Genomic DNA, 24,046 nt, shown 5'->3' with positions numbered 1-24,046 from the left:
CGTGGGAATGCCGCGTCCTTACAGCAGCTTGCCCGGATTGAGGATGTTCCGCGGGTCGAACAGCCGCTTGATTCCGCGCATCAGCGCCATTTCGGCCGGCCCCTTGAGGTCGGCAAGGGACGCCCGCAGGCTCTGGCCGATGCCGTGCTCGGCGCTGATGGTGCCGCCGAGCGCAACGGCGCGGTCGTGGACCGCCGCGTTGATCGCGCGGACGATCGGCTCCAGCGGCTCGCCAGAGGTCCGCAACGCCTCGGGCAGGATCACCACCAGATGGATGTTGCCGTCGCCGATGTGGCCGACCGCGACGATTCGGGCGTCTGGCCGCAACGCCGCGACCGCCGCGCTGGCGCCGGCGACGAAGGCGGGGATTTGCGCGATGGGCACGGCGGTGTCGTGGCCGACGACGATGCCGCTCTTGCGGTTGGCCTCCGACACGCTGTGGCGCAGCGTCCACAGGGCGGCGGCCTGGGCGCCGCTGCGGGCGACCAGCGCGTCGGCGGCGGTGCCGTCCTCCAGCGCGCCGCCCAGCACCTCCTCCAGCCGGTCGGCCAGCGGCTGGCCGGGCAGCGTGTCGGTCACCTCGGTCAGCAGATACCAGGGCGTGCGCGTCTCCAGCGGGCGGATGGTGCCGGGGACGTGGGCGAGCACGGCGGCGAGCTGGCTTTCCGACAGGATCTCCGCCGCGGTGACGCGGTCGCCGAGCGTGGCGCGCAGGCGGGCGAAGACCTCCAGCGCGCCGTCGAGGCCGGGCAGGGCGGTCAGCGCGGTGGCGCTGCTCCTGGGGCGCGGAAACAGCTTCAGCACGGCGGCGGTGACGATTCCGAGCGTGCCCTCCGCCCCGATCAGCAGATGCTTGAGGGCGTAGCCGGTGTTGTCCTTGCGCAGCGAGCGCAGCCCGTTCCACACCGTCCCGTCGGGCAGCACCGCCTCCAGCCCGAGCACGAGGTCGCGCATCGGGCCGTAGCGCAGCACGGCGGTGCCGCCGGCGTTGGTGGCGATGGCGCCGCCGATCTGGCAGGTGCCCTCGCTGCCGAGGCTCATCGGGAACAGCCGGTTGGCCTCCTCGGCCGCAAGCTGGATCTGGGCCAGCGTGCAGCCGGCCTCCACCGTCACGGCGTCGCCGGTGCGGTCCAGCGCGCGGACGCGGTTCAGGCGCGCCAGCGACAGCACCAGCGCCGTGCCGGAGGAATCCGGGATGGCGCCGCCGACGACCCCGGTGTTGCCGCCCTGTGGCACCAGCGGGATCCGCCGGTCGGCGCAGAGGCGGACGAGTGCGGCCACCTCCGCCGTGTCGGCCGGGCGGACGACGGCGAGCGCCGCCCCCCGGTAACGCCCGCGCCAGTCGGCGAGGAAGGGGGCCGTGTCGGCGGCGGTCAGGACATGGTCCGGCCCGACGACCGCCCGCAGGTCGGCGATGACGCTGTCCATCATCTCACAGGCCGAGATAGGCGGTCTTGATGCGCGGGTCGGCCAGCAGGGTGTGCGCGGCCTCCTGCATGACGACGCGGCCGGTCTCCAGCACATAGGCGCGGTCGGCCAGCCGCAGGGCGAGATCCACCCGCTGCTCGACCAGCAGCACGGTGATGCCGGTGCCGTGCAGGTTCCTGATGGTGTCGGCCAGCGTGTCGACCATGATCGGCGCGAGGCCGAGCGAGGGTTCGTCCAGCATCAGGCATTTCGGGTTGGCCATCAGGCCGCGCGCGATCGCCACCATCTGCTGCTGGCCGCCGCTCATGGTGCCGGCCTTCTGGGCGTGGCGCTCGGACAGCACCGGAAAGAGGTCGTAGACCCAGCGCAGCCGTTCGGGGAAGCCCATCGCGCCCGGCCGGCCGCGCAGGGCGCCGAGTTCCAGATGCTCCAGCACCGTCATCTCGGGGAACAGCAGCCGGCCCTCCGGGACATGGACGAGGCCTCGCTCGATGATCTGGTGCGGCGCCAGCCGGTCGATGCGCTCGCCCTCGAAGACGATGCTCCCGCCCGACGGGCGCAGCAGGCCGGAGATCGCCTTCAGCGTCGTCGTCTTGCCGGCGCCGTTGGAGCCGACCAGCGTGACGATCTCGCCCGCCTCGACGCTCAGCGACACGTCGTGCACCGCCTCGCGGTGGCCGTAGCTGACCTGAAGCTTCTCGACCTTAAGCATCGACCGTCTCCCGTCCCAGATACACGCGGATCACCTCAGGGTCGTTGAGCACCTGGGACGGTGGCCCCTCGGCGATCTTCACCCCGTGGTCGAGCACGAACAGCCGGTCGCAGACGGCGGCGACGACGCGCATGTGGTGCTCGACCAGCAGCACGGTCACGCCGCGCGCCCGGATGCGGCGGATCATCTCGACCAGCCGCTGGCCCTCCTCCGGGTTCATGCCGGCGGCCGGCTCGTCGAGCAGCAGCAGGCGCGGCTGGGCGGCCAGCGCGATGGCGATCTCCAGCCGGCGCTGCTCGCCGTAGGACAGCGCGTCGGCCAGCGTGTCGGCCCGGTGGTCAAGGTCGCAGAAGGCGAGGGTCTCCATCGCCCGGCGGTGCAGGTCGGCCTCCTCGTTGCGATAGGCGGCGGTGCGGAAGACGGCGGCGCCCCAGCCGGCCTTCGTCGTGCGGTAGGCGGCGCTGCGCACGTTGTCGAGCGTGCTCAGGCTGGGGAAGACGCTGGTGATCTGGAAGGTGCGCGAGACGCCGCGCTGGCCCATGGCGTGCGACGGCAGCCCGGTGCAGTCGGCGCCGTCGAAGCGGATGCGCCCGGCCGAGGGCGGCAGCGAGCCGCCCAGCATGTTGAACAGCGTCGTCTTGCCGGCGCCGTTCGGGCCGATCAGCCCGACCACCTCGCCGGCGCGCACCGACAGCTCGACGTCGCGCACCGCCGTCAGGCCGCCGAACACGCGGGTCAGGCCGCTGACGGAGAGGATTTCCCCATTCATGGCGGTGCTCATTTGGCGCCTCCTTCGGCGTGGCGGGGGCCGCGCCAGCGGCTCCACAGGCTGACCAGACCGCCCGGCAGGAAGACCACGGTGCCGGTCAGCAAGGCGGCGAAGACCACCATGCGCAGCGGCCCGGCGACGCGCAGCGATTCCAGCAGGCCGATGTAGACCAGCGCCCCCAGGATCGGCCCGGCGATGGTGCCGCGCCCGCCGACGACGACGACGATGATCAGCGCCGCGACGTTGTGCACGCCCATGATGTCGGGGGTGATGACCTTGATGTAGTGGGCATAGATGGCGCCGCCGACGCCGGCGATGGCGGTGGCGACGACGAAGCCCAGCAGCTTGGTGTGGAAGACGTTGACGCCGAGCGAGGCGGCCAGCGGCGCGTTCTCGCGCACGGCGATGAAGGCGCGGCCGGTGCGGCTGTTGACCAGCGCGTGGCACAGGAAGGCGACGATCAGCACCAGGGCGAGCACGAGATAGTAGGTCTCGCGCGCCTCGGCGAAGGTGATGGGGCCGAGCGACAGCGGCGGGATGTTGGAGATGCCCATCGGCCCGCGCGTCAGATCCACCCAGTGGTTGGTGACGGTGTAGAGGATCGAGCCGAAGCCCAGCGTCAGGATGGCGAACTGCGGCCCGACGACGCGCAGCGCCGCGTAGCCGATGACCAGACCGAACAGCGCTGCGACGATGCCGGCCAGCGGCAGCCCGATCAGCGGCGGCAGGCCGAGTTGGGTCGAGAGGATTGCCGAGGTGTAGGCGCCGACGCCGACGAAGGCGGCGTGGCCGAAGGACAGCTCGCCGAGATAGCCGATGATGATGTTGAGGCTGAGCGCCAGCAGCGCGTACAGCATCCACAGCACCAGCAGATGCTCCAGATAGGCGTTGCCGGCCAGGAAGGGCAGGATTCCGAGCAGCAGCGCGCCGCCCGCGAGCCCCAGCGTGCCGCCGGGAATGCCGCCCGGAACGCCGGTGGAGGTTCCGGGAGAGGAGGCGGTGGTGTGAGTGCTCATCGCAGCCCCCTTGCCGTGCTGAACAGGCCGTTGGGGCGCCACAGCAGGACCGCGATGATCATCGCGTAGCCGATCGCCTCCATGAAGCCGAGGGAAATGTAGCCGCCGCCCAGCGATTCGATGACGCCGAGCAGCAGACCGGCGAACAGCGCGCCGGTGACGCTGCCGAGCCCGCCCATGATCACCACGATGAAGCCCTTCAGCACCGCCCAGTTGCCGATGGTCGGGAAGATCATCACGGTCGGTCCGACCAGCGCGCCGGAGAGTGCGGCCAGCCCGCAGGCCAGCGCGAAGGTGTAGCTGTGGACCAGCCCGATGTTGATGCCGGTCAGCGCGGCGCCGTCGGGATTCTGCGCGGTCGCCCGCATCATCTTGCCGAAGCGCGAGTAGCGGATGAAGAGATAGACCGCCACCAGCACCGCGACGGCGGCGCCGAACACCAGCACGCGCTGCTGGGTCAGGGTGACGGTGCCGATGTCGAGCACCTCGTCGGCGAAGGGGCTCTCGACGTATTTCGGGTCGGCGCCGAACAGCAGCTCGCCGCTGTTGGCGATCAGCAGGGCGAGGCCCAGGCTGGAGAGCAGGATGGTGAACTCGTGGTCGCGGCGCAGCGGCCAGAAGATCAGCTTGTTGGCGGCGACGCCGAGCGCCGCCACCACCACGGCGCCGAGCACGGCGGCGGTGATGTAGTCCAACCCCAACAGGGTTCCGGCAAAGTAGGTGAGGTAGGCGCCGAGCATGTAGAATTCGCCATGGGCGAAGTTCACGATGCGCAGCACTCCGAAGACCAGCGTCAGCCCGGTGGCGATGAGCACATAGGCCATCCCGTTGACCAAGCCGTTCGCGATCTGCTGGGCGAAGACGGTGACATCCATGGAGATGGGAACCTTCCCTTGTCGGGGTGCCGGAGGGACGGAGCGAGAATCCCTCTCCCGCCCCGGGAGAGGGAGGGGACCCGCTGCGCAGCGGTGGGGAGGGTGAGGGGCTAGCGGGCGTGCGGCTCAATCCATGCTGCCGATCGCCCCTCACCCTTCCCGCTTTGCGGGCCCCTTCCCTCTCCCGGGGCGGGAGAGGGAGAGACGGCACGGCTGGCGTCAGTCGCGGACGGCGACGATCTGCTTGCTCTTGACCTGGACGAGGTGGATCGGTTGGGTCGCCTGGCCCTGCTCGGAGAAGCGGACGTTGCCGAGCACGGTCGGGATCTCGTTCGCCTTCAGATAGGCGGCGATCTTGTCGTAGGCGCGCGGATCGCCGCCGGTGGCGGTGACGCCGGCCGCGATGACCTCGACGCCCTGCGCGCCGAGCGCCGCGATGAAGGACGGCTCGTTCTTGTAGGACTTGCGGTATTCCGCCAGCCACGGCTTCATCGAGGGCTGGCCGTTGTCCTCGACGAAGGGCGAGGCCGAATAGACGCTCTCCAGCGAGTTGCCCGACAGCTCGACCAGCTTGGGGTTCATGTTGCCGGCGGACGCGATCACCTTGCCGCGGAAGCCGGTCTGCCGGACCTGCCGGTAGATGGTGGCGCCCTGCGAGGTGTTGATCGCCGCCACATAGATGGCGTCCGGATTCATCGCCTTCAGCTTGGTCAGCGCGGTCGTGAAGTCCGTGTCGGTCCGGTTGTAGAACTCGTGACCCTTCACCTCGATGCCGCACGCGCCGAGCAGCTTGGTGTAGTTCTCAAGCTCCAACCGCCCCCAGTCGTCGTTGACGTTCATGAAGGCGACCGACTTCGGCTTGATCTGGTTGCAGATCGCCTTCGAATAGAAGCTGGACATCATCGCCGAGGTGGCGTTGAGGCGAAACAGGTACTTGTGGCCCTCTTCCGTCACCTTGGGGTGCTGCGAGCTGGTCATCACGGTGATGATCTTGTCCCGCGTGACCTCCTTCATCGACAGCGCCACGGCGCTGAACCAGCCGCCGATGATGAAGTCGACGTTGTCCTGCTCGATGGCGCGCTTGGCGGCGCTGACGCCGTCCTCGGGCGAGCCCTTGTCGTCGTAGGTGACCAGCTCCAGCTTGCGGCCGGCGACGCCGCCCTTGGCGTTGATGATGGCCGCCGCCGCCTGGGCGCCCTCCAGGCCGAGCTGGCCCTCGAAGGCGCCGGTGCCGCTCATCGGCCCGATGAGGGCGATGCGCACCGGCGGCTGCTGGGCCTGGGCGCCGGCCAGGGGGGCGAACAGGGCCAAGGCGGCCGCCGCCGCAATGAGATCGCGCCTTCCGAGCATGGTTTCCTCCGTTGATTGTCGCTTTGTTGAGTCGGGCCAGTGGGATGAGGCCGGCGCCGGTTCAGGCGCTCTTGAGGTATTTCTTTTGCAGTTCCTCGATCTCCGGGAAGCCGATGAAGTCGATGAAGCTGTTGTGGTCGGTGACCGGGCGCGGCAGATCCTTGGTGGACCGGCGCTGCGCCAGCGCCGCCAGATTCTCCTTCAGCGCGGAGGCCACCGTCATCAGCGGCACCAGCGCGTAGGTCGCCATGCCGGCGACCTCCTCGACCTCGGCCGGCGACAGGTCCTTCTCCAGCCAGCCCAGCAGTTGCAGCGACAGCGGCACGCCGACCGCCTCGCGCATCGCCCGCAGCCCGTCGATCGAGCTGAAGCATTTGCTGATCGGCTGGATCATGTCGGCGCCGGCCTCGGCATAGGCGCGACCGCGCTTCATCGCCTCGGCCGGATCGACCGCGTCGGTGCGGGCGATGATCAGCATGTTGGGGTCGCGGCGGGCGGCGACGGCGGCCTGGATCTTGGCGACCCCCTCGTCCAGCGGGATCACCTCGACCCCGCCGACGCAGATCGGGCAGCGCTTGGGCGCCACTTGGTCCTCCATGATGACGGCCGAGACGCCGGCCGCCTCGAACTCGCGGATCGTGCGCATGACGTTGATGGCGTTGCCGTAGCCGGTGTCGATGTCGGCGATCACCGGCAGCTTGACCGCCGAGACGACGTTGCGCACCACCGTCAGGTTCTCCGACATGGTGTACAGCTCGGCGTCCGGCTGGCCGAGGAAGGAGGCGGACACGCCGAAGCCCGAGGTCATCAGGGCGTCGAAACCGGCCTGCTCGATGAAGCGGGCCGACAGCGCGTCGTAGGCGCCGGCCGACCAGACGGTCTTCCGCGCGAGAATGCGGTTGCGGAACTCAGGCCCCCTGGACATGCTCGCTTCCTTTCCGTTCGCGTTGTTCAGCAGCTTGGCGTTTCAGGTAGGGGACGAGGCCGCCGGCCTCGATCATCTCGGCGTCCGACTGCGGTGGCGGCTCGAAGGCGATCTCCGTCCCCTGGGTGACGTTGCGGATGGTGTGGGTAGTCCAATCCACCTCCAGCTCGTCCCAGCGCCGGACGAAGCCGAGGATTCCGGGGCAGCTCACCTGCGGGAAGCCCATGCTGATCTCGCCGCGCCAGTAGCCGGGCGAGAAGGACTCCGCGATCACCCCGGTGATGCCGAGGTGCCGCATCGCCTTCATCGGCGGGTAGTGCGGGTGGCCGTAGCCGAAGTTGTCGGCCCCGACCAGCAGGTCGCCGGGCTTCACCTTGGTGGCGAAATCCGGGTCGTAGGGCTGCATGGCGAGCTTCGCCAGCTCCTCCACGTCGGTGATCTTGATGTTCTTGACGCCGACGATCTGGTCGACGTCGAAATTGACCTCGTCGAAGATGTAGGCGACGCGGCCGCGCAAGGGGTTGAGCGCCATGGCGGGCCTCACAGATAGGGGCGCGGATCGGCGATCCGGCCCTCGATGGCGGAGGCCGCGACGACGGCGGCGTTGCACAGGTAGATCTCTGAATCCGGGCTGCCCATGCGGCCGCGCACGTTCAGCGTCCCGGTGGACACCGCGCGCTGGTTGGCGGTCATCGTCGCGATGCGGCCGAAGCAGTAGTCGCAGCTCGGCGAGGAGACGAAGGCGCCGGCCTCCACCAGGGTGGCGATCAGCCCCTCGCGCGCCGCCGCCGCCATCAGCTCCTGGCTGGTCGGGATGATGTGCAGCGAGACGCCGCCCTTCACCTGACGGCCGTTCAGGATCCTGGCCGCGACGCGCATGTCCTCCAACCGGCCCGAGGCGCAGGATCCCAGATAGCCGGCGTGGATCTCCAGGCCCAGGAATTCGGTCAGGTCGCGGGTGTCGGCCGGGGTCGGCGGCACCACGACGATGGGCTCCAGCGCCGACAGATCGACCTCGTGGACCGCCGAATACTCGGCGTCCGCGTCGCTCGACACCGGATCGAGTTTCTTGCGGGCGCGCGGCAGGGCGTAGTCGAGCCGCACCGGGTCGGGGTTGACGATGGCGGTCAGCGCCCCGGTGAACATCGCCAGCCCGGTGATGGTCTGAAGACCTTCCGTGCTCATCGCCGCCGCCGCCGGCCCGCCGATCTCCAGCACCTGGAAGCGGCAGGAGCTGGGGCCGAGCACGCGGACCAGATGATGGAAGACGTCGCGCGCCATCACGCCCGGCCGCAAGGAGCCGTGCAGGTTCACCCGCACGGTGTGCGGCACGCGCAGCGACACGGTGTCGCTGACGAAGGCTTCCAGCACGTTGCGGCGCAGCCCGATGGCGAGCGTGCCGAAGGTGCCCATCTGGCTGACATGGCCGTCGAAATGGACGGCGAAGGCGCCGGGCGTCGCGTAGCCGACCTCGCAGGCCACCTGATGGCCGATGCCGCGCCGTTCGAACAGCGGCACCTTGTTCTCCGCGCACCAGTTGCGCGTGTTGATGTGCAGCTCCTCTTCCTTGGCGGTGGCGGTCGGCACCATGTGGTCGATGAAGATGCCGAAGCGCTCCGGCTCGGCGACCCGCTCGATGCCGAAATCCTCCTTCATCGTCTTGAAATAGACGTCGGTGTATCCGGGGAAGTCGTAGGCGAGGACGAAGTCCGGCTTCGCCTTGATGTCCTGGCCGGCGCGGACGGCGGGCAGCCCCGCCGCGCGCGCCAGGATCTTCTCGGTGATGGTGTGGCCCATGGCGGCGGTCTCCGTTCCGGTGCGCTCAGTCGAGGCCGAGCGCGCCGGGATTCATCAGGCCCTGCGGATCGACGGCGCGCTTGACGCCTTCGAGCAGCGCCCAGGTCTCGGGCGAAAGGATTTCGCGGAAGGGGTAGTCGCGGGCGACCTGCCAGCTGATGCCGCCGAGTCCCGCGTAGAGTTCCTGCGTGGCGCGGCGCAGCTCCGCCACCGCCTGCCGGGTGCCTGGGTTGGCCGGACGGTCGCGCCAGGGGCGCACCACCTCCTCGCCCAGGCTGGCGGCGTGCAGCGGGGTGATCTCGTCGTCCCAGTAGAAGGCCGGCTCCAGGAAGAAGTCGTTGCCGACCGTCATCGTCATCACCGAATAGATGATGCCGTGAGTCTCCATGAAGGCGCGCTTCCCGGCAAAGAAGGCGTCGTTGGCGTCGACCACCTTGGCGGCGTCGCCGAGCGGGAAGACGGCGTGGATGGGAACCCAGCGCTGGCCGTCGCGCCCCAGCATGCCGCGCACCGGCCCGAAGGGCTTGGAGCGCATCACCTTGGGCACGCTGTTCTCGATCTCGGTGCCGTGGCGCTTGCCGATGGCGCGCAGCGTGTCCAGCGAATGGCGCAGTTCGCCGTCGGTGCGCCCCTCCACCACCAGATGGAGGGTGAAGTTGTGCGCCTTGAGGAAGGCGGTGCCGGCGGTCGCCACGCCCAGCGCGTCCTTGGCGCCCTGGAGCAGCGACTTGCCGCCCATGGCGAGGTTGCCGAGTGTCTTCAGCCCGTCCGACAGCTTGTTGACGCTGGCCGAATGCTCGATCTTGGTGCGGTCGATGCCGAAGCCTTCCGAGACGCAACGCGAGCGCGCCATCTCGACCTGGGCCGCCGCCATCGCCTGCATGGTCGGGAAGCCGAAGGACAGGAAATCCACCTTCTCCGGGTGCGGGTAGAGGCGCAGGGTGGCCGAGACCTTCAGCCCCATCGCCCCGTTGTCGCCGAGGAAGAGGCCGGTCAGGTCGGGACCGCCGAAGCGGTTGAAGGGCTTGGCGCCGACGCGCCCGCCCGATCCGGTGGTGACCTTGCGGCCGTCGGCCAGCACGACCGTGACGCCGAGCACCGTCTCCGCCACCGTGCCGTGGACGCCGGAGCCGAAGAAGGCGCTGTTCTGCGACAGGGCGCCGCCGATGGTGGCGTTGATGCCCGACAGTGGCCCCCAATAGCCGGTGCGCAGGCCGGTGCCCTCCAGCGCCTCGTTCAGCGCCGCCCAGGTGCAGCCGGTCTCGACCGTCACATATTGGTCGGCGGTGTTCAGCTCGACGACGCGGTTCAGCTTGCGGCCGTCGACGATGATCGAATCCGGGCGCTTGGGCAGATAGCCCTTGGTGTAGGACATTCCGCCGCCGCGCGGCACGATGGCGACGCCGGCCTTCGCGGTGGCGGCCACGGCGGCGGCGGCCTCGTCGGCCGTGCGCGGCAGGACGATGGCGAGCGGGGCAACGCCCGGCTGCCAGAAGACGTCGTTGGCGTAGAAGTTGCGGCTCTTCTCGTCGTCCAGCACGGCTTCGGCGCCGAGGGCGGCGCGCAGGTCGTCGAGCAGGGTGGCCGGCAGGGTGGCCGAGCCTTCGAGGGCGGCGATGCTCATCGAAATGTGCCTCTGCGTCAGAGTGTCGAAAAACTCGGGTCGTTGGATCGGTGGCGCCCGGCTTTTTTGAGCCCTCTCCCGCCCCGGGAGAGGAAGGGGACCCATGCGGAGCATGGGGAGGGTGAGGGGTTCTCCGGGAACAATAGGCTTTGATCCTCGGATACCCCCTCACCCTTCCCGCTGTCGCGAGCCCCTTCCCTCTCCCGGGGCGGGAGAGGGAATCTCGCTGCCGGCGCTCACACCGTCCCGTTCAGTGGCTCGAAGCGGAAATCCTCGCCGCGACGGCGCACGAAGCCGGTGTGCGGCGCGCCGAAATGGGCGGGGAAGACCAGGGCTTCGCGGTCGGCGGCGAAATCCAGCAGGCGGCGGCGCGTCGCCACCGCCTCGGTCTGGTCCTCGCAGAAGCGGCTGTTCCAGGTGGGCCGGGTGATCTGCATCGGCTGGTGCAGGCAGTCGCCGGTGAACACCGCCGCGTGGCGGCCGGACTCCAGCGTGACGAAGAGCTGGCCCGGCGTGTGGCCGGGCGCCAGCTCGACCTCCAGCCCGTCGAGGATGCGGTCGCCGCTCTCGATCAGCTCGACCTGGCCCGCCTCCCACACCGGCATCACGCTGTCCTCCATCACCGGGCCGTTGCCCGGCATGGTGACCAGGCCGCCGGTCGGCGAGCGCCAGTGCGCGAACTCCTTGGCGCCGTAGATGTAGCGGGCGTTGGGGAAGGTCGGCACCCAGCGGCCGTCCACCCATTGGGTGTTCCAGCCGACATGGTCGATGTGCAGGTGGGTGTTGATGACCAGCGTCACCTCCTCGGGCCGCACGCCGGCCTCCTTGAGGCGCTGGAGGTAGGGCTTGTCGAGCATGTGGAAGCGCTCGAAGCCCGGCGTGTCGCGGTGCTTGCCGTTGCCGCAGCCGGTGTCGATCAGGATGACGTGGTCGCCGGTGCGGATCAGCCAGGAATGCATGCTCGACATCAGGCGGCGCGACGCCGGGTCGAGGAAGTTCGGGGCCGCGAGATCGGGATCCGCCTCGAGGATGGCGTCCTCATAGGCCGGGAACAGGAAGGCCGGATCGAAGCCCGGCGTCAGCATCTCCTCGATCCGCGTGACCGTGAAGGCGCCCAGCGAAATGGTGTGGGGCGAAATGGTGTGGGGGGTCTGGGTGTGGGCGATGGTGGTCATCCGCCTCCCCTCCTGCCGTTTGTTCTGTTTGTTCGCAAAGGAAACCATTTGCCATGAAGAGTGTCAACAGGCAAATATGGTATCACTCTGCAACACCGATGGGCGGACCCGACATTGGGCTTGCGCAACGGGGCGCGACCAACGAATGCTACCGGAACGGGATGAATCCGACCGGTTCGGGACCCGGCGGCTCGCCATCCACGAGAGGTTTTGCTTATGGACAAGGATCAGGACGACACCCAGGGCGCCGAGCAGGCCACGGAACAGGGGACGGAGCAAGGGACGGAAAAGAACGGGCTGAGCGTCCGCGCCGTGTCCCGCGCGCTCGCCGTGCTGCGCAGCTTCTACCAGGAGGGGCCGTCGCTCTCGCTGACCGAGATCGCGGGGGCGGCGAAGCTCGACAAGGGCACGGCCCGGCGCATCCTGCTGACGCTGGTGCAGGACGGCTTCGCGGTGTTCGACGCGCAGACCCAGAAATACAGCCTCGGGCTGGAGATCCTGAAGCTGGCCGGGGTGGTGCCGGAGCGGCGCGATCTGCGCCAGATCGCCGCCACCGTGCTGTCGCGGTTGGCCAAGGCCACCGGCAGCACGGTCTTCCTGTCGGTCTATCACGACGGGGCCGCCATCTGCCTCGACCAGTTCCACAGCGACCGCTCGGTCGAGGTGCGCTGGTGGATCGTCGGCGGGCAGTTGCCGATGAACTGCGGCGCCGCCCCGCGCGTGCTGCTCGCCTTTCTGGCGGAGGAGGAGGTGGCGCGGGTGCTGGCGCGCGGCACCACCCGCCTGACGCCCTATACCACCACCGATCCGGCCGTGCTGCTGGAGGAGCTGGAGACGGTGCGGCAACGCGGCTGGGCGGTGGCGGTGGACGACGTCTACGAGGGCCTGTCGGCCATCGCCATGCCGGTCTTCGACCCCGACGGCGCGCTGGTCGCCTCGGTGAGCCTGACCGGCCTGACCCCGCACATCATCCGCAACGGCCAGCCGGCCTTCCTGGAGGAGCTGCGCGGCGCGGTGCGCGACATCTCGGCCAATCTCTACCCCGGTCGGGTGCCGCCCCTGCACCGGGCGGCGCGGGCGCAGTTGGCGCTCGGCGATTGAGACGGCAACGGCCGGAGCGATCGCTCGCTCCGGCCGTTGTATCGCTGAGCAACACTGATTTCGGTGAATGGAATTCGGCCGCTCCGGCCGCGCTCTCGCCCCTCTCCCGTCCGGCGGGCGAAGGGCGCCCGAATTCCGTCAGCTCTTGGTCCGGGGATCGTGGGTGTGGTGGATGTCGCGCTCCCCGCCGCCGCCGGAGATGTGGCTGCGCTCGGTGTTGGTCGGCTCGCCGGGGCGGGGGTGCTTCTCGGCGGGGGCCTGCGGCTTGTCGGCGTTCTGCCGGCTGCTGCCGGGGCCGCCGTGATGGCGGTCGGTGGCCTCGTGTCGCTTCGTCATGATGGGTCTCACCGGTCCTGTTGAAGGCCTTGATGGGTGGTGTTCTGGGCGGCGTTGCCCTGGCGGTCCTGCTCCTTCAGGTTCGCCGGCGGCGCGTTGCCGGCCGCCGTGTCGGCCGGGGCGCTCTCCGGCACGCCGGCCGGACCCTTGTTGCTGCGTCCGGCGGGCGGGACGGGGGGAATGTGCTTGGTCATCGAAGCCGCTCCTGCGGTTGAAGACAGTTCCTCTCCAACAGGGGCGCGTCGCGGCGGGTTCCCCGTTCCGCCGCCGCAACGCTTGCATGCGAAGAAATCGGGAGGGCGGGGGATAATCCGCCCCTTATGCTCCCGGCCCATGCCGCACAGCCCATCGCCCGCCCCATCCGCCGCCGCGCCGTCCCCCGCCGTTCCCGCCGCCGACGGCCTTCCGGTTCCGCAGCGTTATTGGGCGATGGCGGCGATGACGGCGGCGCTGGTCATGGCGGTGCTGGACGGCGTGGTCGCCACCATGGCCCTGCCGACGATCCAGCGCGAGTTCGCCATCGACGCGGCGCAATCGATCTGGGTGGTGAACGCCTACCAGATCGCCGTCACCATCTCGCTGTTCCCGCTCGCCTCGCTGGGCGACATCCTGGGCTACCGCCGGGTCTACTGGGGCGGGCTGGCGGTGTTCACCGTGGCGTCGCTGGCCTGCGCGCTGGCGGATTCGCTGCCGCTGCTGACGGCGGCGCGGGTGCTCCAGGGACTCGGCGGCGCCGGCATCATGAGCGTCAGCCTGGCGCTGGTCCGCCACATCTACCCGACGGCCCAGCTCGGGCGCGGGGTGGGCTACAATGCGCTGATCGTCGCGGTGACGACGGCGGCCGGCCCCAGCGTCGCGGCGCTGATCCTCTCCGTCGCCTCCTGGCCGTGGCTGTTCGCCGTCAACGTGCCGATCGGGCTGGCGGCGCTGGCGGTCGCGGCGAAGGCGCTGCCGCATTCGCCGCGCTCCGTCCACAGCTTCGACACGGCGGGTGCCGCGCTGAACGCGCTGACGCTCGGGCTGGCGATCCTCGGCTTCAAGGGGCTGGACGGCAGCCAGCCGCACTGGATGACCGGGCTGGAGCTGGGCGGCGCGCTGGCCTTCGGCGTGGCGCTGGTGCGGCGCGGGCTGTCGCAGGCGGCGCCGCTGCTGCCGGTCGATCTGCTGCGCCGGCCGGTCTTCGCCCTGTCGGTGGTGACGTCGGTCTGCTCCTTCGCGGCGCAGAACATCGCTTTCGTGGCGCTGCCCTTCTTCTTCGAGGACGTGCTGGGGCGCAGCCAGGGCGACACCGGCCTGCTGATGACGCCCTGGCCGGTGGCGGTGGCGCTCGTCGCTCCGCTGGCCGGACGGCTGGCCGACCGCTACGAGCCGAGCCTGCTGAGCGGCGCCGGGCTGGCCCTGTTCGCCGCCGGGCTGGCGCTGATGGGGACGCTGCCGGCCGACCCGGCCTTCTGGGACGTGGCGTGGCGGATGGCGCTGGCCGGCTTGGGCTTCGGCCTGTTCCAGACGCCCAACAACAAGGTGCTGGTCAGCAGCGCGCCCAAGGAGCGCAGCGGCGGGGCCAGCGGCATCCAGGCGACCGGCCGGCTGCTCGGCCAGACGCTGGGGGCGGCGGCCGTCGGCCTGCTGTTCAGCGGGCTGGGCAAGGCCGACGGCACGGTGTGGTCGATGGCGCTGGGCGCCGGCCTGTGCCTCGTCGCCTGCCTGACCGGCAGCCTGCGCCGCCGCGTCCGCTGAGCGGACGCGCTCCCGGCCGCCGGCGCCGGCGGATCATTCCTGACGGATCATTCCTGACGCATCATTGGCGCCGGATCAGCGTGCGCTGGTCGATGCCGTAGGCGAAGCCCGGCGCCTGGGCGAGTTCGGCGGCGTCCATGTCGAGCGTCGGGGTGCCGTCGTCCATCTTCAGGGCCGTCACCGGCACCGTCACCATCTTGGCTCCCAGTCCCAGCACGTCGTTGGGGGCGAGCACGACACGGGCGATGCGCCCGTCTGGTTCCGCCATGGTGAAGTCGAGGATCCGGCCGCCGACCTGGCCGTCGCGGGTGCGCAGCTCGGTTCCGACCATCGCCTGCGCCTGGGGCGCCGTCAGCGCGTCCGGCGGCAGCGAGGCGACCGGCGGCGACGGGTTCTGCACCTCGTTGGAGGGCGCCGAGCCGCCGACGCCCGACGGCGAGGCCAGCGGGTCGGTGGTCGGCCGGTCGTCGGGGCGCGGCGCGGTCATCAGCGGCGGCGGCGCGGCGGCCGGCGGCACCGTCTGGGCGGTCGTGCTGCGGCCGGGTTCGGTCTGGTCGGGGTTGACGATCTGGGCCTGGGCGGCTCCCGCGAGCAGCAGGGCGGCGGCGGGCAGGGCGAACAGGAGAGGGCGGGGCATGGGACGGGCCTTCCGGTGGGGAAAAGAGCTTTTTCCCTAAACACCCGGAAGCGGCTCCGGGTTGCCGGCCCGGCTTTCGGATCCCCGCTATTCCGTTCAGTCGCGCTTCAGCAGGAAGACGCCCTGTTCGCCCAGAAGGTTGGCGAAACCCGAATGCGCCCGGCCGGTGACGCGGCCGGCGCGGTCGAGAATGCGGGCCTGCTCGATGCGGATTCCCATCTCCTCGGTCAGCACGACGAAGTCGCGCAGCGTGCAGAAATGGATGTTGGGCGTCTCCCACCACTGGTAGCCCAACTTTTCCGTCACCGGCATCCGCCCGGTCAGCAGAAGCTGGAGCCGGACGCGCCAATAGCCGAAATTCGGCACCGAGACGATGGCGCGCCGGCCGATGCGGCACATCAGGTCCAGCACCTCGCGCGGGTTGCGCATCGCCTGGAGGGTCTGGCCGAGGATCACATAGTCGAAGGCGTCGGCCGGGTAGTCCTTCAGGTCGGTTTCGGCGTCGCCCTGGATCACCGACAGGCCCTGCGCCACGCATTGCCGGACGCCGTCCATGCTCAGCTCGATGCCACGACCATCGACGTTCTTCGCGTGGGTCAGATAGTCGAGCAACGCGCCGTCGCCGCAGCCGACGTCCAGCACGCGGCTGCCCGGTTCCACCATCTCGGCGATCAGCTTCAGGTCGTCACGGATGTCCACGGTCTGTCTGGTCCTCGGCTTCTCGGGTCGTCAGCGGGCGCGGCGGCGGACGGTCAGGCCGCGATGCTCGGCGCAACCCTCCAGGAAGCCGTGGATGACCTGATGGAACTCCGGTTCGTCCAGCAGGAAGGCGTCGTGGCCCTTGTCGGTCTCGAACTCGACGAAGCTGACGTTGGCGGCGACGGCGTTCAGCGCGTGGACGATGGCCCGCGACTCGGCGGTCGGGAACAGCCAGTCGCTGCTGAAGCTGGCGAGGCAGAAGCGCACCGGCGTGGTCTTGCCGCCCGGCCGGAAGGCGTTGGCCAGCGTTCCGCCCGCGTCGGCCGCGAGGTCGAAATAGTCCATCGCGCGGGTGATGTAGAGGTAGGAGTTGGCGTCGAACCGCTCGACGAAGGCCGCCCCCTGGTAGCGCAGGTAGCTCTCCACCTGGAAATCGGCGTCGAAGCCGTAGGTGATGGACTTGCGGTCCTGGAGGTTGCGCCCGAACTTGCGGTGCAGCGCGGTTTCCGACAGGTAGGTGATGTGCGCCGCCATGCGCGCCACCGCCAGACCGGACTCCGGACGGGTGCCTTCCAGCAGGTAGTTGCCGCCGCGCCATTCGGGGTCGGCCATGATCGCCTGACGCCCGACCTCGTGGAAGGCGATGTTCTGCGCCGAATGGCGGGCGGCGGTGGCGATGGGGCAGGCCGCGAACACCGATTCGGGGTAGGCGACCGCCCATTGCAGCACCTGCATCCCGCCCATCGAGCCGCCGATCACGCAGAACAGCTGGTCGATGCCGAGATGCTCGACCAGCAGCTTCTGGGCGCGCACCATGTCGCCGATGGTGATGACCGGGAAGGACAGGCCGTAGGGCTGGCCGGTCGTCGGGTTGATGTCCTTCGGGCCGGAGCTGCCCAGGCAGCCGCCCAGCACGTTGGAGCAGATGACGAAATAGCGGTCGGTGTCGACCGGGCGGCCGGGGCCGACCAGCATCTCCCACCAGCCGGGCTTGCCGGTGACCGGGTGCCTCTCAACCACGAAATGGTCGCCGGTCAGGGCGTGGCAGATCAGGATCGCGTTGGACCTGTCGGCGTTCAGCGTGCCGTAGGTCTGGTAGGCGATCTCGAACGGGCCCAGCTCGGCGCCGCTGTCCAGCCGCATCGGGGTGGTCACGCCCAGCCGGACCCGCTGGCCGGGCAGGGGACCCGCGTCGGCGGGAACGACGACGGAGGGTTGGGACGCGGGCATGGGCGCTTGGAAGCCTTGGGCGGGACGGGAACCGTATAGCTACGAAGCCGGGCTTCGGAGTGTCAACGTTTTCTTTGATTTTGCGGCGCATGCGGACTACTACTATCCGGCTTTGCCTCCGACGGTTTTGTGAATCGATGTCTCCCGCCCGGACCCCGCTCGACGATTTGCGCCGCGAGATCGACCAGATCGACGACGCGCTCCACGATCTGCTGATGCGCCGCGCCGCGGTGGTCGAGCGCATCGGCGCCGCCAAGGGCGCGCCGGGGCAGGCCATCTACCTGCGTCCGGCGCGCGAGGCCTCGATCCTGCGCCGCCTGATGGCGCGCCACACCGGAACCTTCCCGGCCCAGGTCGTCGTCCGCATGTGGCGGGAGATGATCACGGCGCTGACCCGCATCCAGGGCCCCTTCGCCGTCGCCGTCCACGCGCCGGAGGACAAGCGTGGCTTCTGGGACGTCGCCCGCGACCATTACGGCAGCTTCGTGCCGATGACCGCCGTCAACACCCCGGCGGCGGCGCTGCGCGCCGTGTCGGACGGCACGGCGACGGTCGCGGTGGTGCCCTATCCGGCCGAGGACGACAACGACCCCTGGTGGCGCTTCCTGGTTTCGGCCGACGCCAATCGGCCCCGCGTGGTCGCCCGCCTGCCCTTCGGCGGGCGCGGCAACGCCCGTGGCGAGAACCGCGACGCGCTCGCCATCGCCGTGGCGGCGCACGAGCCGACCGGCGACGACCGCACCCTGCTCAGCATCGAGATCGGTGGCGACCTCAGCCGCGGCCGGCTGAAGGACATGCTGGAGGCCTGCGGCCTGCCGCCCGTCGGCTTCTGCTCCTGGCATTCCGGTGGGGGGCATTCCAGCGGAGGGCACGCCGGCGGCGGCCATCACGGCGGCCCCTCCATCCATCTGGTGGAGATCGCCGATTTCGTCGATCCCGCCGACCCCCGCCTGACCGCGCTGGTCGAGCGGTCCGGGGACATCCCGGTGCGGGTCAACACCGTCGGCGGCTACGCCGTGCCGCTGCCGCTGTAAGCGCTCCCAAACCCACAACTCCCAAACCAGCCACGCCTCTTTTTGGATTCGGAAGGTTCCACGCCATGACTCAGCCGAACGGCCCGGTGCCGCGTCCGGGGATTCTCGACATCGCCGCTTACGTCGGCGGCGAGCATTCCGGCCACATCCGGCTGGCGTCGAACGAAGGCGCGCTCGGCCCCAGCCCGCGCGCGGTGGAAGCCTACACGAACGCCGCGGCCACGCTGCACCGCTACCCGGACGGCGCGTCGGCCGCCCTGCGCGGCGCCATCGCCAAGCGCTTCAACCTGGACGCCGACCGCGTCGTCTGCGGCGCCGGGTCGGACGAGATCATCAGCCTGCTGATCCGTTCCTACGCCGGGCCGGGGGACGAGGTGCTGTATTCGCAGCACGGCTTCCTGATGTACCCGATCGGCGCCAAGTCGGTCGGCGCCACGCCGGTGACGGCGCCGGAGGACGGGCTGACCGCCAGCGTCGATTCGCTGCTGGCCCGCGTCACCCCGCGCACGAAGATCGTCTTCCTCGCCAACCCCAACAACCCGACCGGCACCTACCTGCCGGCGTCGGAGGTGGCGCGGCTGCACGCCGGGTTGCCGGCCAACGTGATCCTGGTGATCGACGCGGCCTACGCCGAATACATGAACCGCGAGGACTACACCGCCGGCGAGGAGCTGGTGGAGCGTTTCCCCAACGTGGTGATGACCCGCACCTTCTCGAAGATCTTCGCGCTGGGCTCGCTGCGCATCGGCTGGGCCTACGGCCCGGCGGGGATCGTCGACGTGCTGAACCGGGTGCGCGGGCCGTTCAACGTCTCGACCGCCGCCCATGTCGCCGGCATCGCCGCGATCGAGGACGTCGACTTCCTTGAGCGCTCGCGCCGCCACAACGAGACGTGGCGGGGGTGGTTCGCGGCCGAGGCCGAAAAGCTCGGCCTGACCGTGCATCCCAGCGTGACCAACTTCATCCTGGTCGATTTCAAGGGGCAGGCCGCCGGCAAGGACGACGCCGAGGCGGCGCGCCAGTTCCTGAAGGCGCGCGGCATCCTGGTCCGCCAGATGCCGGCCTATGGCCTGCCGAGCTGCCTGCGCGTGACCATCGGCACTGGCGAGGAGATGCGCGCGGTGGCCGACGCGCTGAAGGCGTTCCTGGAAGGGTGATGTTCTGTGCGGGGGGGCGGCGTCGGCCGACGATGCCCCCCTGCCGTCTCATACCGCCAAGCGCAAGCGCTGACGCATCCACCTTGCTTTCCGTCATGACCGGGCTGGTCCCGGTCATCCACGCCCGGTCTCTTTCCGATCGTTTGCGGCCGTCATGCCCGGCTCAAGGCCGGGCATGACGGGTTACGGGTGTGTCAGGACTTTCACTCGACGGTATCAGAGCCGCCGCAGCCGCGCCACCAGGGCCGGGTTGTCCCAGTTGGGCTGTCGGTCCTCGATCACCACGCGGTGCGGGAAGGGCGTGTCGCGCTCGGCCGTTATCTCCACCCAGCGCGGCACCAGCTCGTTGTTCAGGTCGTCGAGCACGGCCATCGCCAGGGCTTCGAGCCCTTCGGCGACGTCCGTCAGTTCGCCCAGATAGGCGACGAGACCGGCGGGCTCCAGAACCAGCGCGTCCGGCACGAACCGCACCGTCAGCCGCGTTCCCGCCATCGGTTCGCCGCGCAGCTCCACCAGGAAATCGTGGCGGCTGTCGGGGGAGGGGCGCGTCGTCAGCCGCTCGCGCCTCACGCCGACACCCCGAGCGCGCTCTTGCCGGCGCGGGTCAGCTTGACCCAGCTCTTGGCCCCCGACTGGAAGGACAGGCCGCCGGTATAGCCGACCGCGCGGACGCTGTCGGCGAAGATCTGAATCAGCTCCACCCGCAGCTCTGGTGGCAGGGCGGCGTGGCTGCGGAGGATCAGGTCGAAATGGTTGGGCCGCACCAGACCGTCGAGCTGCATCGGGCCGAGGCGGCTCATCTCGACGTCGATCAGGAAGCGGCTGCCGGGCTTGCCCTTCTCCTTGCCGTCGCCGCCCTCCTCCTCGTCGCCCTTCAACGGGTGGATGTGGAGCTTGATCGGCTTCGGCCCGTTGGAATCCATCATCGGCAGCGTGTAGGGGCGCCAGTCGCCGGGCATCGGCTCGGACGCCTCGCGCCTCAGCCCCTCGAACTCCTTGTCGAGCCGGGCCAGCAGATCGCCGCGGCCGGAGCGTTCCAGGGCGGAACCGGCCTCGTCGCCCAGCCAGCCGCGCGCGTCGCCGCCGCGCATGGCCGACAGGAAGAAGGTCAGCGCCGCCGTCAGCTTGCGGTTCGGCTGCGGCATGGTCGCCAGCATCGACCGCGCCAGCGCCGGGTCGGCCGCCGCCAGCGCCGCCATCAACTGCCGCATCGCCGGCCAGTCGCGCTCGCTCATCGGTCCAGGATCGCCTCCCGGCAGCGGGGCGGCCTGCGCCGCCTGCCGGGCCGCCTGGGCGGGATCGGCGAGCACCGCCGTGACCTTGGCGCCCTGCGGCAGGCTGGCCTGGACGTTCAGGGCCAGCATACCCTGCCGGGTCGCCAGCACCGGCTGGCCCTGCGGGGTCGTGCCCGCCACGGTCCCGCGCAGGATCGGCGCGTCGGGGGCGAGGTCGGCCATCGGGTCGGTCATCGGGGTGGCGGCCGGATCGGCCGGCGGGGAAGGCTGGGGCTGGCCGCCGGTCCCGGACTGTCCCTGCTGCGGCCTGGGGCCTGATCCGTTGTCGGGCTGGCCGGGCGGCTTGGGCTGCTGGGGCGGCGGGGTGACGGTGAGGATCCTCAGCGCCACCGTCGCCCCGCGCGGCAGGTCGGGAGCCTCCGGGTTCGCTTCCGGGTTCGCCGGCTTCAAGGTGGGCGTCTCGGCACCGGGATGCGCGGCGTCGCCGCCCAGCTCGACGGGAAGGTCGAGCATCGGGGCGGTGGGAAGCGGGGAGGCCGCGGGGGCCGACCCGCTCTGGGGTGGCGCAGTGACCGGCGCCGGCAACGGTGGAGTGGCGGCGTCCCCGGCCGGAGCCGGGCTTCCCGCCGGTGGCGCCGCGACGAGGGTGCCTGGAACAGCGGGCTGCACCGGGGGCAGGGCGCCGGCCGGGGGCTGGAGCGGCTTGGTCGCCGTGGCCGACGCCAGCACCAGCGCCGGCACGACGGTGCCCGGCAGCAGTGTCGGCAGGGCGGGGGTGGCCGGGGGTGTCGGGGGTTGCAGGATGACGGTGGGCACCCCGGTGTTGCCCGGCGTGGGGGCGGCGGGGGCTTGGGTGCCGGTGGCGGCGCCGCCGCTCGCGGTGGCGAGGCTTTGCAGCAGGATCAGCGCGGTCGGCTTGGCCTGGAGCGCTCCGTTGGGCGCCGTCTGGCCCGGTGTGATCTGGAGCGTCACCGGCTTGTCGGCCGGCAACGGGGTCGGGCTGTCGATCCGCACCTCGCCGGCGGAGGTGCGGATCCGCGTCAGCCCTTCCGGCGTCTCGCCCAGCACGGTGCCGGTCAGCACCACCGGCCGGGCGATGTCCTGGAGCCGGTCCGGCAGCGCGACGACCGTCGCCTCCCCCACCGGAACCGGCGCCGGGGCGGCGGCCGGTGCCGTGGCGGTGGCGGCCGGCACGACCGGCGGTGGGATGGCGCCGCCCATCGGCCCCTCCGGCCCGCCCCGCTCAGTTCGAGCTGGCGAGCAGCCGCTGGACGATGGACTGCACGTCGCGGGCGGCGTCGCTGGTCGGCGAGCGGGTCAGCAGCGGGGTCTGGCTGCGGATGGCGTCGCGCACCTTCAGGTCGCGGCGGATGATGCCGGCCAGCGCCGGCTTGTATTTCAGGAAGTTCTGGCAGGCCTTCAGGATGGTGCCGTAGGTCCGCTCGCCGTCCTTCACGCTCTGCGCCATGTTGACGACGATGCGCAGGTCGGCCGACGGGTTGGTGGCGTGGGTCAGCTTGATGAAGGCGTAGGCGTCGGTCAGCGAGGTCGGCTCGTCGGTCGTCACCACCAGCGTCACCCCGGCCGGTCCGGACAGGGTGCGCACCGTGCGGTCGACGCCGGCCCCCATGTCCATCACCACCCGGTCGTAGCTCTTGGCCAGCTCCAGCAGGTCGTTGCGCAGGCCGGACAGGCGCTGGCTCGGCAACTGCGCCAGCGTGCCGGAGCCGGAGCGGCCGGCGATGATGTCGAAGCCGGTGTCGGGGAAGCGTTGCGCCGCCTTGGACAGCGTCACCTCGCCGTTGATGACGGCGCCGAGGTCGTTCCGGGGCGAAAAGCCCAGCTGGATGTCGACGTTGGCGAGGCCGAGGTCGCCGTCGAACAGCAGGGTGTTCAACCCCGCCTTGGTCAGGGCGTGGCTCAGCGTGATCGAGAACCACGTCTTGCCGACGCCGCCCTTTCCGCTGGCCACGGCGATGACGTTGGCGCCGCGCAGCGGGCGAACGTTCTTGAGGGCGGCCGGGAACACCGGATCGGTCATGGCAGGGTCCTCGACGAGGGGGAACTGGCGGCTTTGGCCTTGGTTGCGGTCTTGGCGGGTTTGGCAGCGGGTTTACTGGCAGGCTGGGCGGCGGATCTGGCGGCGGGACGGCCGCGCGGCGCCGGTTCGGGCGCCGTGTCCTCCCCGGCCTCCTCGGGCGGAAGCATCATCCGTGCCAACGCCAGAGGGTTGAGCGGGGTCAACCCCTCCGCCACCTTCGACGACACGCTGGCGTCGCAGAAGGCCATGCGCGCGCGGCTGGCGATGGTCAGCAGGCTGCCCAGACGCCGGGCCATGTCGACCCGCGTCACCAGCATGCGCCGGACGCCGAGCGCCTTGAAGGCCATCGCGATGTCGGCGGCCTCCAGCGCGTCGAGCCCGGCGGGCAGCACCAGCACCGGCTCGACCTCGCCCGCCGACAGCAGCGCGCGCAGATCGTCCATGTCCTCATGGCTGAAGGGGTTGCGCCCGGCGGTGTCGACCAGCACCAGATCGGTCTTGCGGTGGACCTCGAAGGCGCCGGCCAGCGCGTCGGGATCCTCGACGGTCGCCAGCTTCAGCTTCATCAGCCGGGTGAAGGCGGCGAGCTGGTCGACGCCGCCGGCGCGCACCGTGTCGGTGGTGATGACGCCGACCGAGCGCTTCTTGAAGACGGCGCGGGCGGCCAGCTTGGCGGCGACCAGCGTCTTGCCGGAGCCCGGCGGGCCGACCAGCACCAGCGGCTTGACCGCCGTCCGTCCGTCCGGCAGGGGGGCGAAGGTGTAGAGGGAGTCCAGCGCCGAGCCGAGCGCCAGGCAGGCGTCGTCGGTGTCCAGCCCGGAGGCGGCGTCGATGAGCTGCTCGGCCAGCGCCGCCGGCACGCCGTGGCGGTGCAGGGCGTCGGCCACCACCTCGCCGACGTCGATCTCCGGCTCGGCCGGCCTCACCGGCTGGCGCGCGCGCTCCTGCGCGATCAGGAGATCCTCCTCCTCCACCGCCGCCGTGACGCGGACGCCGCCGCCTTCCTCCTCGCGCGTCGCGACGATGATGGCGTCGTCGCCCAGCGACTGGCGCACCATCCGCATGGCTTCGGACATGGTCTTGGCGTGGAAGGACTTCAGCCTCATGGGCGGAGCCTTCCGGGATCGGGCGGGCCTGGATCAGGCGGGTGGCGGCGCGCGGCGTGCAT

General features: G+C 70.6%; 24 protein-coding genes. 4 read left to right on the top strand and 20 right to left on the bottom strand.

Annotated features, from left to right (window positions below; all coding sequences use genetic code 11):
* Nucleotides 1-18 precede the first annotated feature (18 nt).
* From JN22_RS13240 to JN22_RS13190, 11 genes are all read right to left on the bottom strand, one after another.
* Nucleotides 19-1,431: an FAD-binding oxidoreductase gene (locus JN22_RS13240; RefSeq protein WP_085554351.1), complete on the bottom strand. Its 1,413-nt coding sequence runs from the start codon at nt 1,429-1,431 to the stop codon at nt 19-21.
* Between the two features lies 1 nt (nt 1,432).
* Nucleotides 1,433-2,140: an ABC transporter ATP-binding protein gene (locus JN22_RS13235; protein WP_085554350.1), complete on the bottom strand. Its 708-nt coding sequence runs from the start codon at nt 2,138-2,140 to the stop codon at nt 1,433-1,435.
* A complete protein-coding gene (locus JN22_RS13230) occupies nt 2,133-2,921 on the bottom strand; it encodes an ABC transporter ATP-binding protein (RefSeq protein ID WP_085554349.1) in 789 nt (262 codons plus the stop codon). Before JN22_RS13230 ends, JN22_RS13235 begins: the two co-directional genes overlap by 8 nt.
* Nucleotides 2,918-3,925 carry a branched-chain amino acid ABC transporter permease gene (locus JN22_RS13225; RefSeq protein WP_085554348.1) on the bottom strand — a complete coding sequence of 336 codons (1,008 nt, stop codon included), beginning with the start codon at nt 3,923-3,925 and terminating at the stop codon, nt 2,918-2,920. The genes JN22_RS13230 and JN22_RS13225 overlap by 4 nt, the downstream gene beginning before the upstream one ends.
* Nucleotides 3,922-4,800, bottom strand: coding sequence for a branched-chain amino acid ABC transporter permease (locus JN22_RS13220; protein WP_085554347.1), 879 nt, complete (start codon nt 4,798-4,800; stop codon nt 3,922-3,924). Before JN22_RS13220 ends, JN22_RS13225 begins: the two co-directional genes overlap by 4 nt.
* 219 nt (nt 4,801-5,019) lie before the next feature.
* Nucleotides 5,020-6,150, bottom strand: coding sequence for an ABC transporter substrate-binding protein (locus tag JN22_RS13215; RefSeq protein WP_085554346.1), 1,131 nt, complete (start codon nt 6,148-6,150; stop codon nt 5,020-5,022).
* Between the two features lie 61 nt (nt 6,151-6,211).
* Nucleotides 6,212-7,075, bottom strand: a complete 864-nt coding sequence (locus JN22_RS13210; RefSeq protein WP_085554345.1) for an isocitrate lyase/PEP mutase family protein — start codon at nt 7,073-7,075, stop codon at nt 6,212-6,214.
* Entirely contained in the window at nt 7,059-7,607 is a 549-nt protein-coding gene (locus JN22_RS13205; protein WP_085554344.1) for a 3-isopropylmalate dehydratase small subunit, read from the bottom strand. Before JN22_RS13205 ends, JN22_RS13210 begins: the two co-directional genes overlap by 17 nt.
* 8 nt (nt 7,608-7,615) lie before the next feature.
* Nucleotides 7,616-8,872 carry a 3-isopropylmalate dehydratase large subunit gene (locus tag JN22_RS13200; RefSeq protein WP_085554343.1) on the bottom strand — a complete coding sequence of 419 codons (1,257 nt, stop codon included), beginning with the start codon at nt 8,870-8,872 and terminating at the stop codon, nt 7,616-7,618.
* A 25-nt stretch (nt 8,873-8,897) separates the two neighbouring features.
* The gene (locus JN22_RS13195; protein ID WP_085554342.1) at nt 8,898-10,496 is read right to left on the bottom strand and encodes an FAD-binding oxidoreductase; all 1,599 of its coding nucleotides are present in this window, start codon (nt 10,494-10,496) and stop codon (nt 8,898-8,900) included.
* 236 nt (nt 10,497-10,732) lie between these two features.
* Nucleotides 10,733-11,671: an MBL fold metallo-hydrolase gene (locus tag JN22_RS13190; protein WP_085554341.1), complete on the bottom strand. Its 939-nt coding sequence runs from the start codon at nt 11,669-11,671 to the stop codon at nt 10,733-10,735.
* A gap of 216 nt (nt 11,672-11,887) precedes the next feature.
* Between JN22_RS13190 and JN22_RS13185 the strand changes: the two genes are divergently transcribed.
* Nucleotides 11,888-12,772, top strand: a complete 885-nt coding sequence (locus JN22_RS13185; RefSeq protein ID WP_085554340.1) for an IclR family transcriptional regulator — start codon at nt 11,888-11,890, stop codon at nt 12,770-12,772.
* A 138-nt stretch (nt 12,773-12,910) separates the two neighbouring features.
* Here JN22_RS13185 and JN22_RS13180 read toward each other — a convergent pair whose 3' ends face one another.
* On the bottom strand, nt 12,911-13,108 hold the full coding sequence (locus tag JN22_RS13180) for a hypothetical protein (RefSeq protein WP_085554339.1): 198 nt from the start codon (nt 13,106-13,108) through the stop codon (nt 12,911-12,913).
* Between the two features lie 8 nt (nt 13,109-13,116).
* Nucleotides 13,117-13,302, bottom strand: coding sequence for a hypothetical protein (locus tag JN22_RS13175; protein WP_085554338.1), 186 nt, complete (start codon nt 13,300-13,302; stop codon nt 13,117-13,119).
* A 139-nt stretch (nt 13,303-13,441) separates the two neighbouring features.
* Between JN22_RS13175 and JN22_RS13170 the strand changes: the two genes are divergently transcribed.
* Entirely contained in the window at nt 13,442-14,845 is a 1,404-nt protein-coding gene (locus tag JN22_RS13170) for an MFS transporter (RefSeq protein ID WP_143268281.1), read from the top strand.
* A 61-nt stretch (nt 14,846-14,906) separates the two neighbouring features.
* Here JN22_RS13170 and JN22_RS13165 read toward each other — a convergent pair whose 3' ends face one another.
* From JN22_RS13165 to metX, 3 genes are all read right to left on the bottom strand, one after another.
* On the bottom strand, nt 14,907-15,482 hold the full coding sequence (locus JN22_RS13165) for a PRC-barrel domain-containing protein (RefSeq protein WP_085554337.1): 576 nt from the start codon (nt 15,480-15,482) through the stop codon (nt 14,907-14,909).
* Between the two features lie 96 nt (nt 15,483-15,578).
* Nucleotides 15,579-16,145 carry a methionine biosynthesis protein MetW gene (gene metW / locus JN22_RS13160; RefSeq protein ID WP_143268321.1) on the bottom strand — a complete coding sequence of 189 codons (567 nt, stop codon included), beginning with the start codon at nt 16,143-16,145 and terminating at the stop codon, nt 15,579-15,581.
* Nucleotides 16,146-16,211: 66 nt separating this feature from the next.
* On the bottom strand, nt 16,212-17,411 hold the full coding sequence (gene metX / locus JN22_RS13155) for a homoserine O-acetyltransferase MetX (RefSeq protein ID WP_085554335.1): 1,200 nt from the start codon (nt 17,409-17,411) through the stop codon (nt 16,212-16,214).
* Nucleotides 17,412-17,548: 137 nt separating this feature from the next.
* Between metX and JN22_RS13150 the strand changes: the two genes are divergently transcribed.
* Both JN22_RS13150 and hisC read left to right on the top strand, forming a co-directional pair.
* Complete coding sequence (locus JN22_RS13150; protein WP_085554334.1) at nt 17,549-18,445, top strand: chorismate mutase; 897 nt, start codon at nt 17,549-17,551, stop codon at nt 18,443-18,445.
* 65 nt (nt 18,446-18,510) lie between these two features.
* Nucleotides 18,511-19,602, top strand: a complete 1,092-nt coding sequence (gene hisC, locus JN22_RS13145; protein WP_085554333.1) for a histidinol-phosphate transaminase — start codon at nt 18,511-18,513, stop codon at nt 19,600-19,602.
* Nucleotides 19,603-19,818: 216 nt separating this feature from the next.
* Here hisC and JN22_RS13140 read toward each other — a convergent pair whose 3' ends face one another.
* The 4 genes from JN22_RS13140 to JN22_RS13125 are packed head-to-tail and all read right to left on the bottom strand — an operon-like array spanning nt 19,819 to nt 23,984.
* Nucleotides 19,819-20,172: a tunnelling fold family protein gene (locus tag JN22_RS13140; protein WP_085554332.1), complete on the bottom strand. Its 354-nt coding sequence runs from the start codon at nt 20,170-20,172 to the stop codon at nt 19,819-19,821.
* Nucleotides 20,169-22,058 carry a hypothetical protein gene (locus JN22_RS13135; protein WP_085554331.1) on the bottom strand — a complete coding sequence of 630 codons (1,890 nt, stop codon included), beginning with the start codon at nt 22,056-22,058 and terminating at the stop codon, nt 20,169-20,171. The genes JN22_RS13140 and JN22_RS13135 overlap by 4 nt, the downstream gene beginning before the upstream one ends.
* Before the next feature lie 22 nt (nt 22,059-22,080).
* On the bottom strand, nt 22,081-22,878 hold the full coding sequence (locus JN22_RS13130; RefSeq protein WP_085554330.1) for a MinD/ParA family protein: 798 nt from the start codon (nt 22,876-22,878) through the stop codon (nt 22,081-22,083).
* Entirely contained in the window at nt 22,875-23,984 is a 1,110-nt protein-coding gene (locus JN22_RS13125; RefSeq protein ID WP_085554329.1) for a flagellar biosynthesis protein FlhF, read from the bottom strand. Before JN22_RS13125 ends, JN22_RS13130 begins: the two co-directional genes overlap by 4 nt.
* Nucleotides 23,985-24,046 lie beyond the last annotated feature (62 nt).

It is taken from the genome of Azospirillum agricola (genome assembly GCF_020005195.1).
In the GTDB taxonomy this organism is placed as follows: Bacteria; Pseudomonadota; Alphaproteobacteria; order Azospirillales; family Azospirillaceae; genus Azospirillum; species Azospirillum agricola.
The sequence above is the reverse complement of the archived record's forward strand: the minus strand, read 5'-3'. Positions and strand labels throughout refer to the sequence as shown.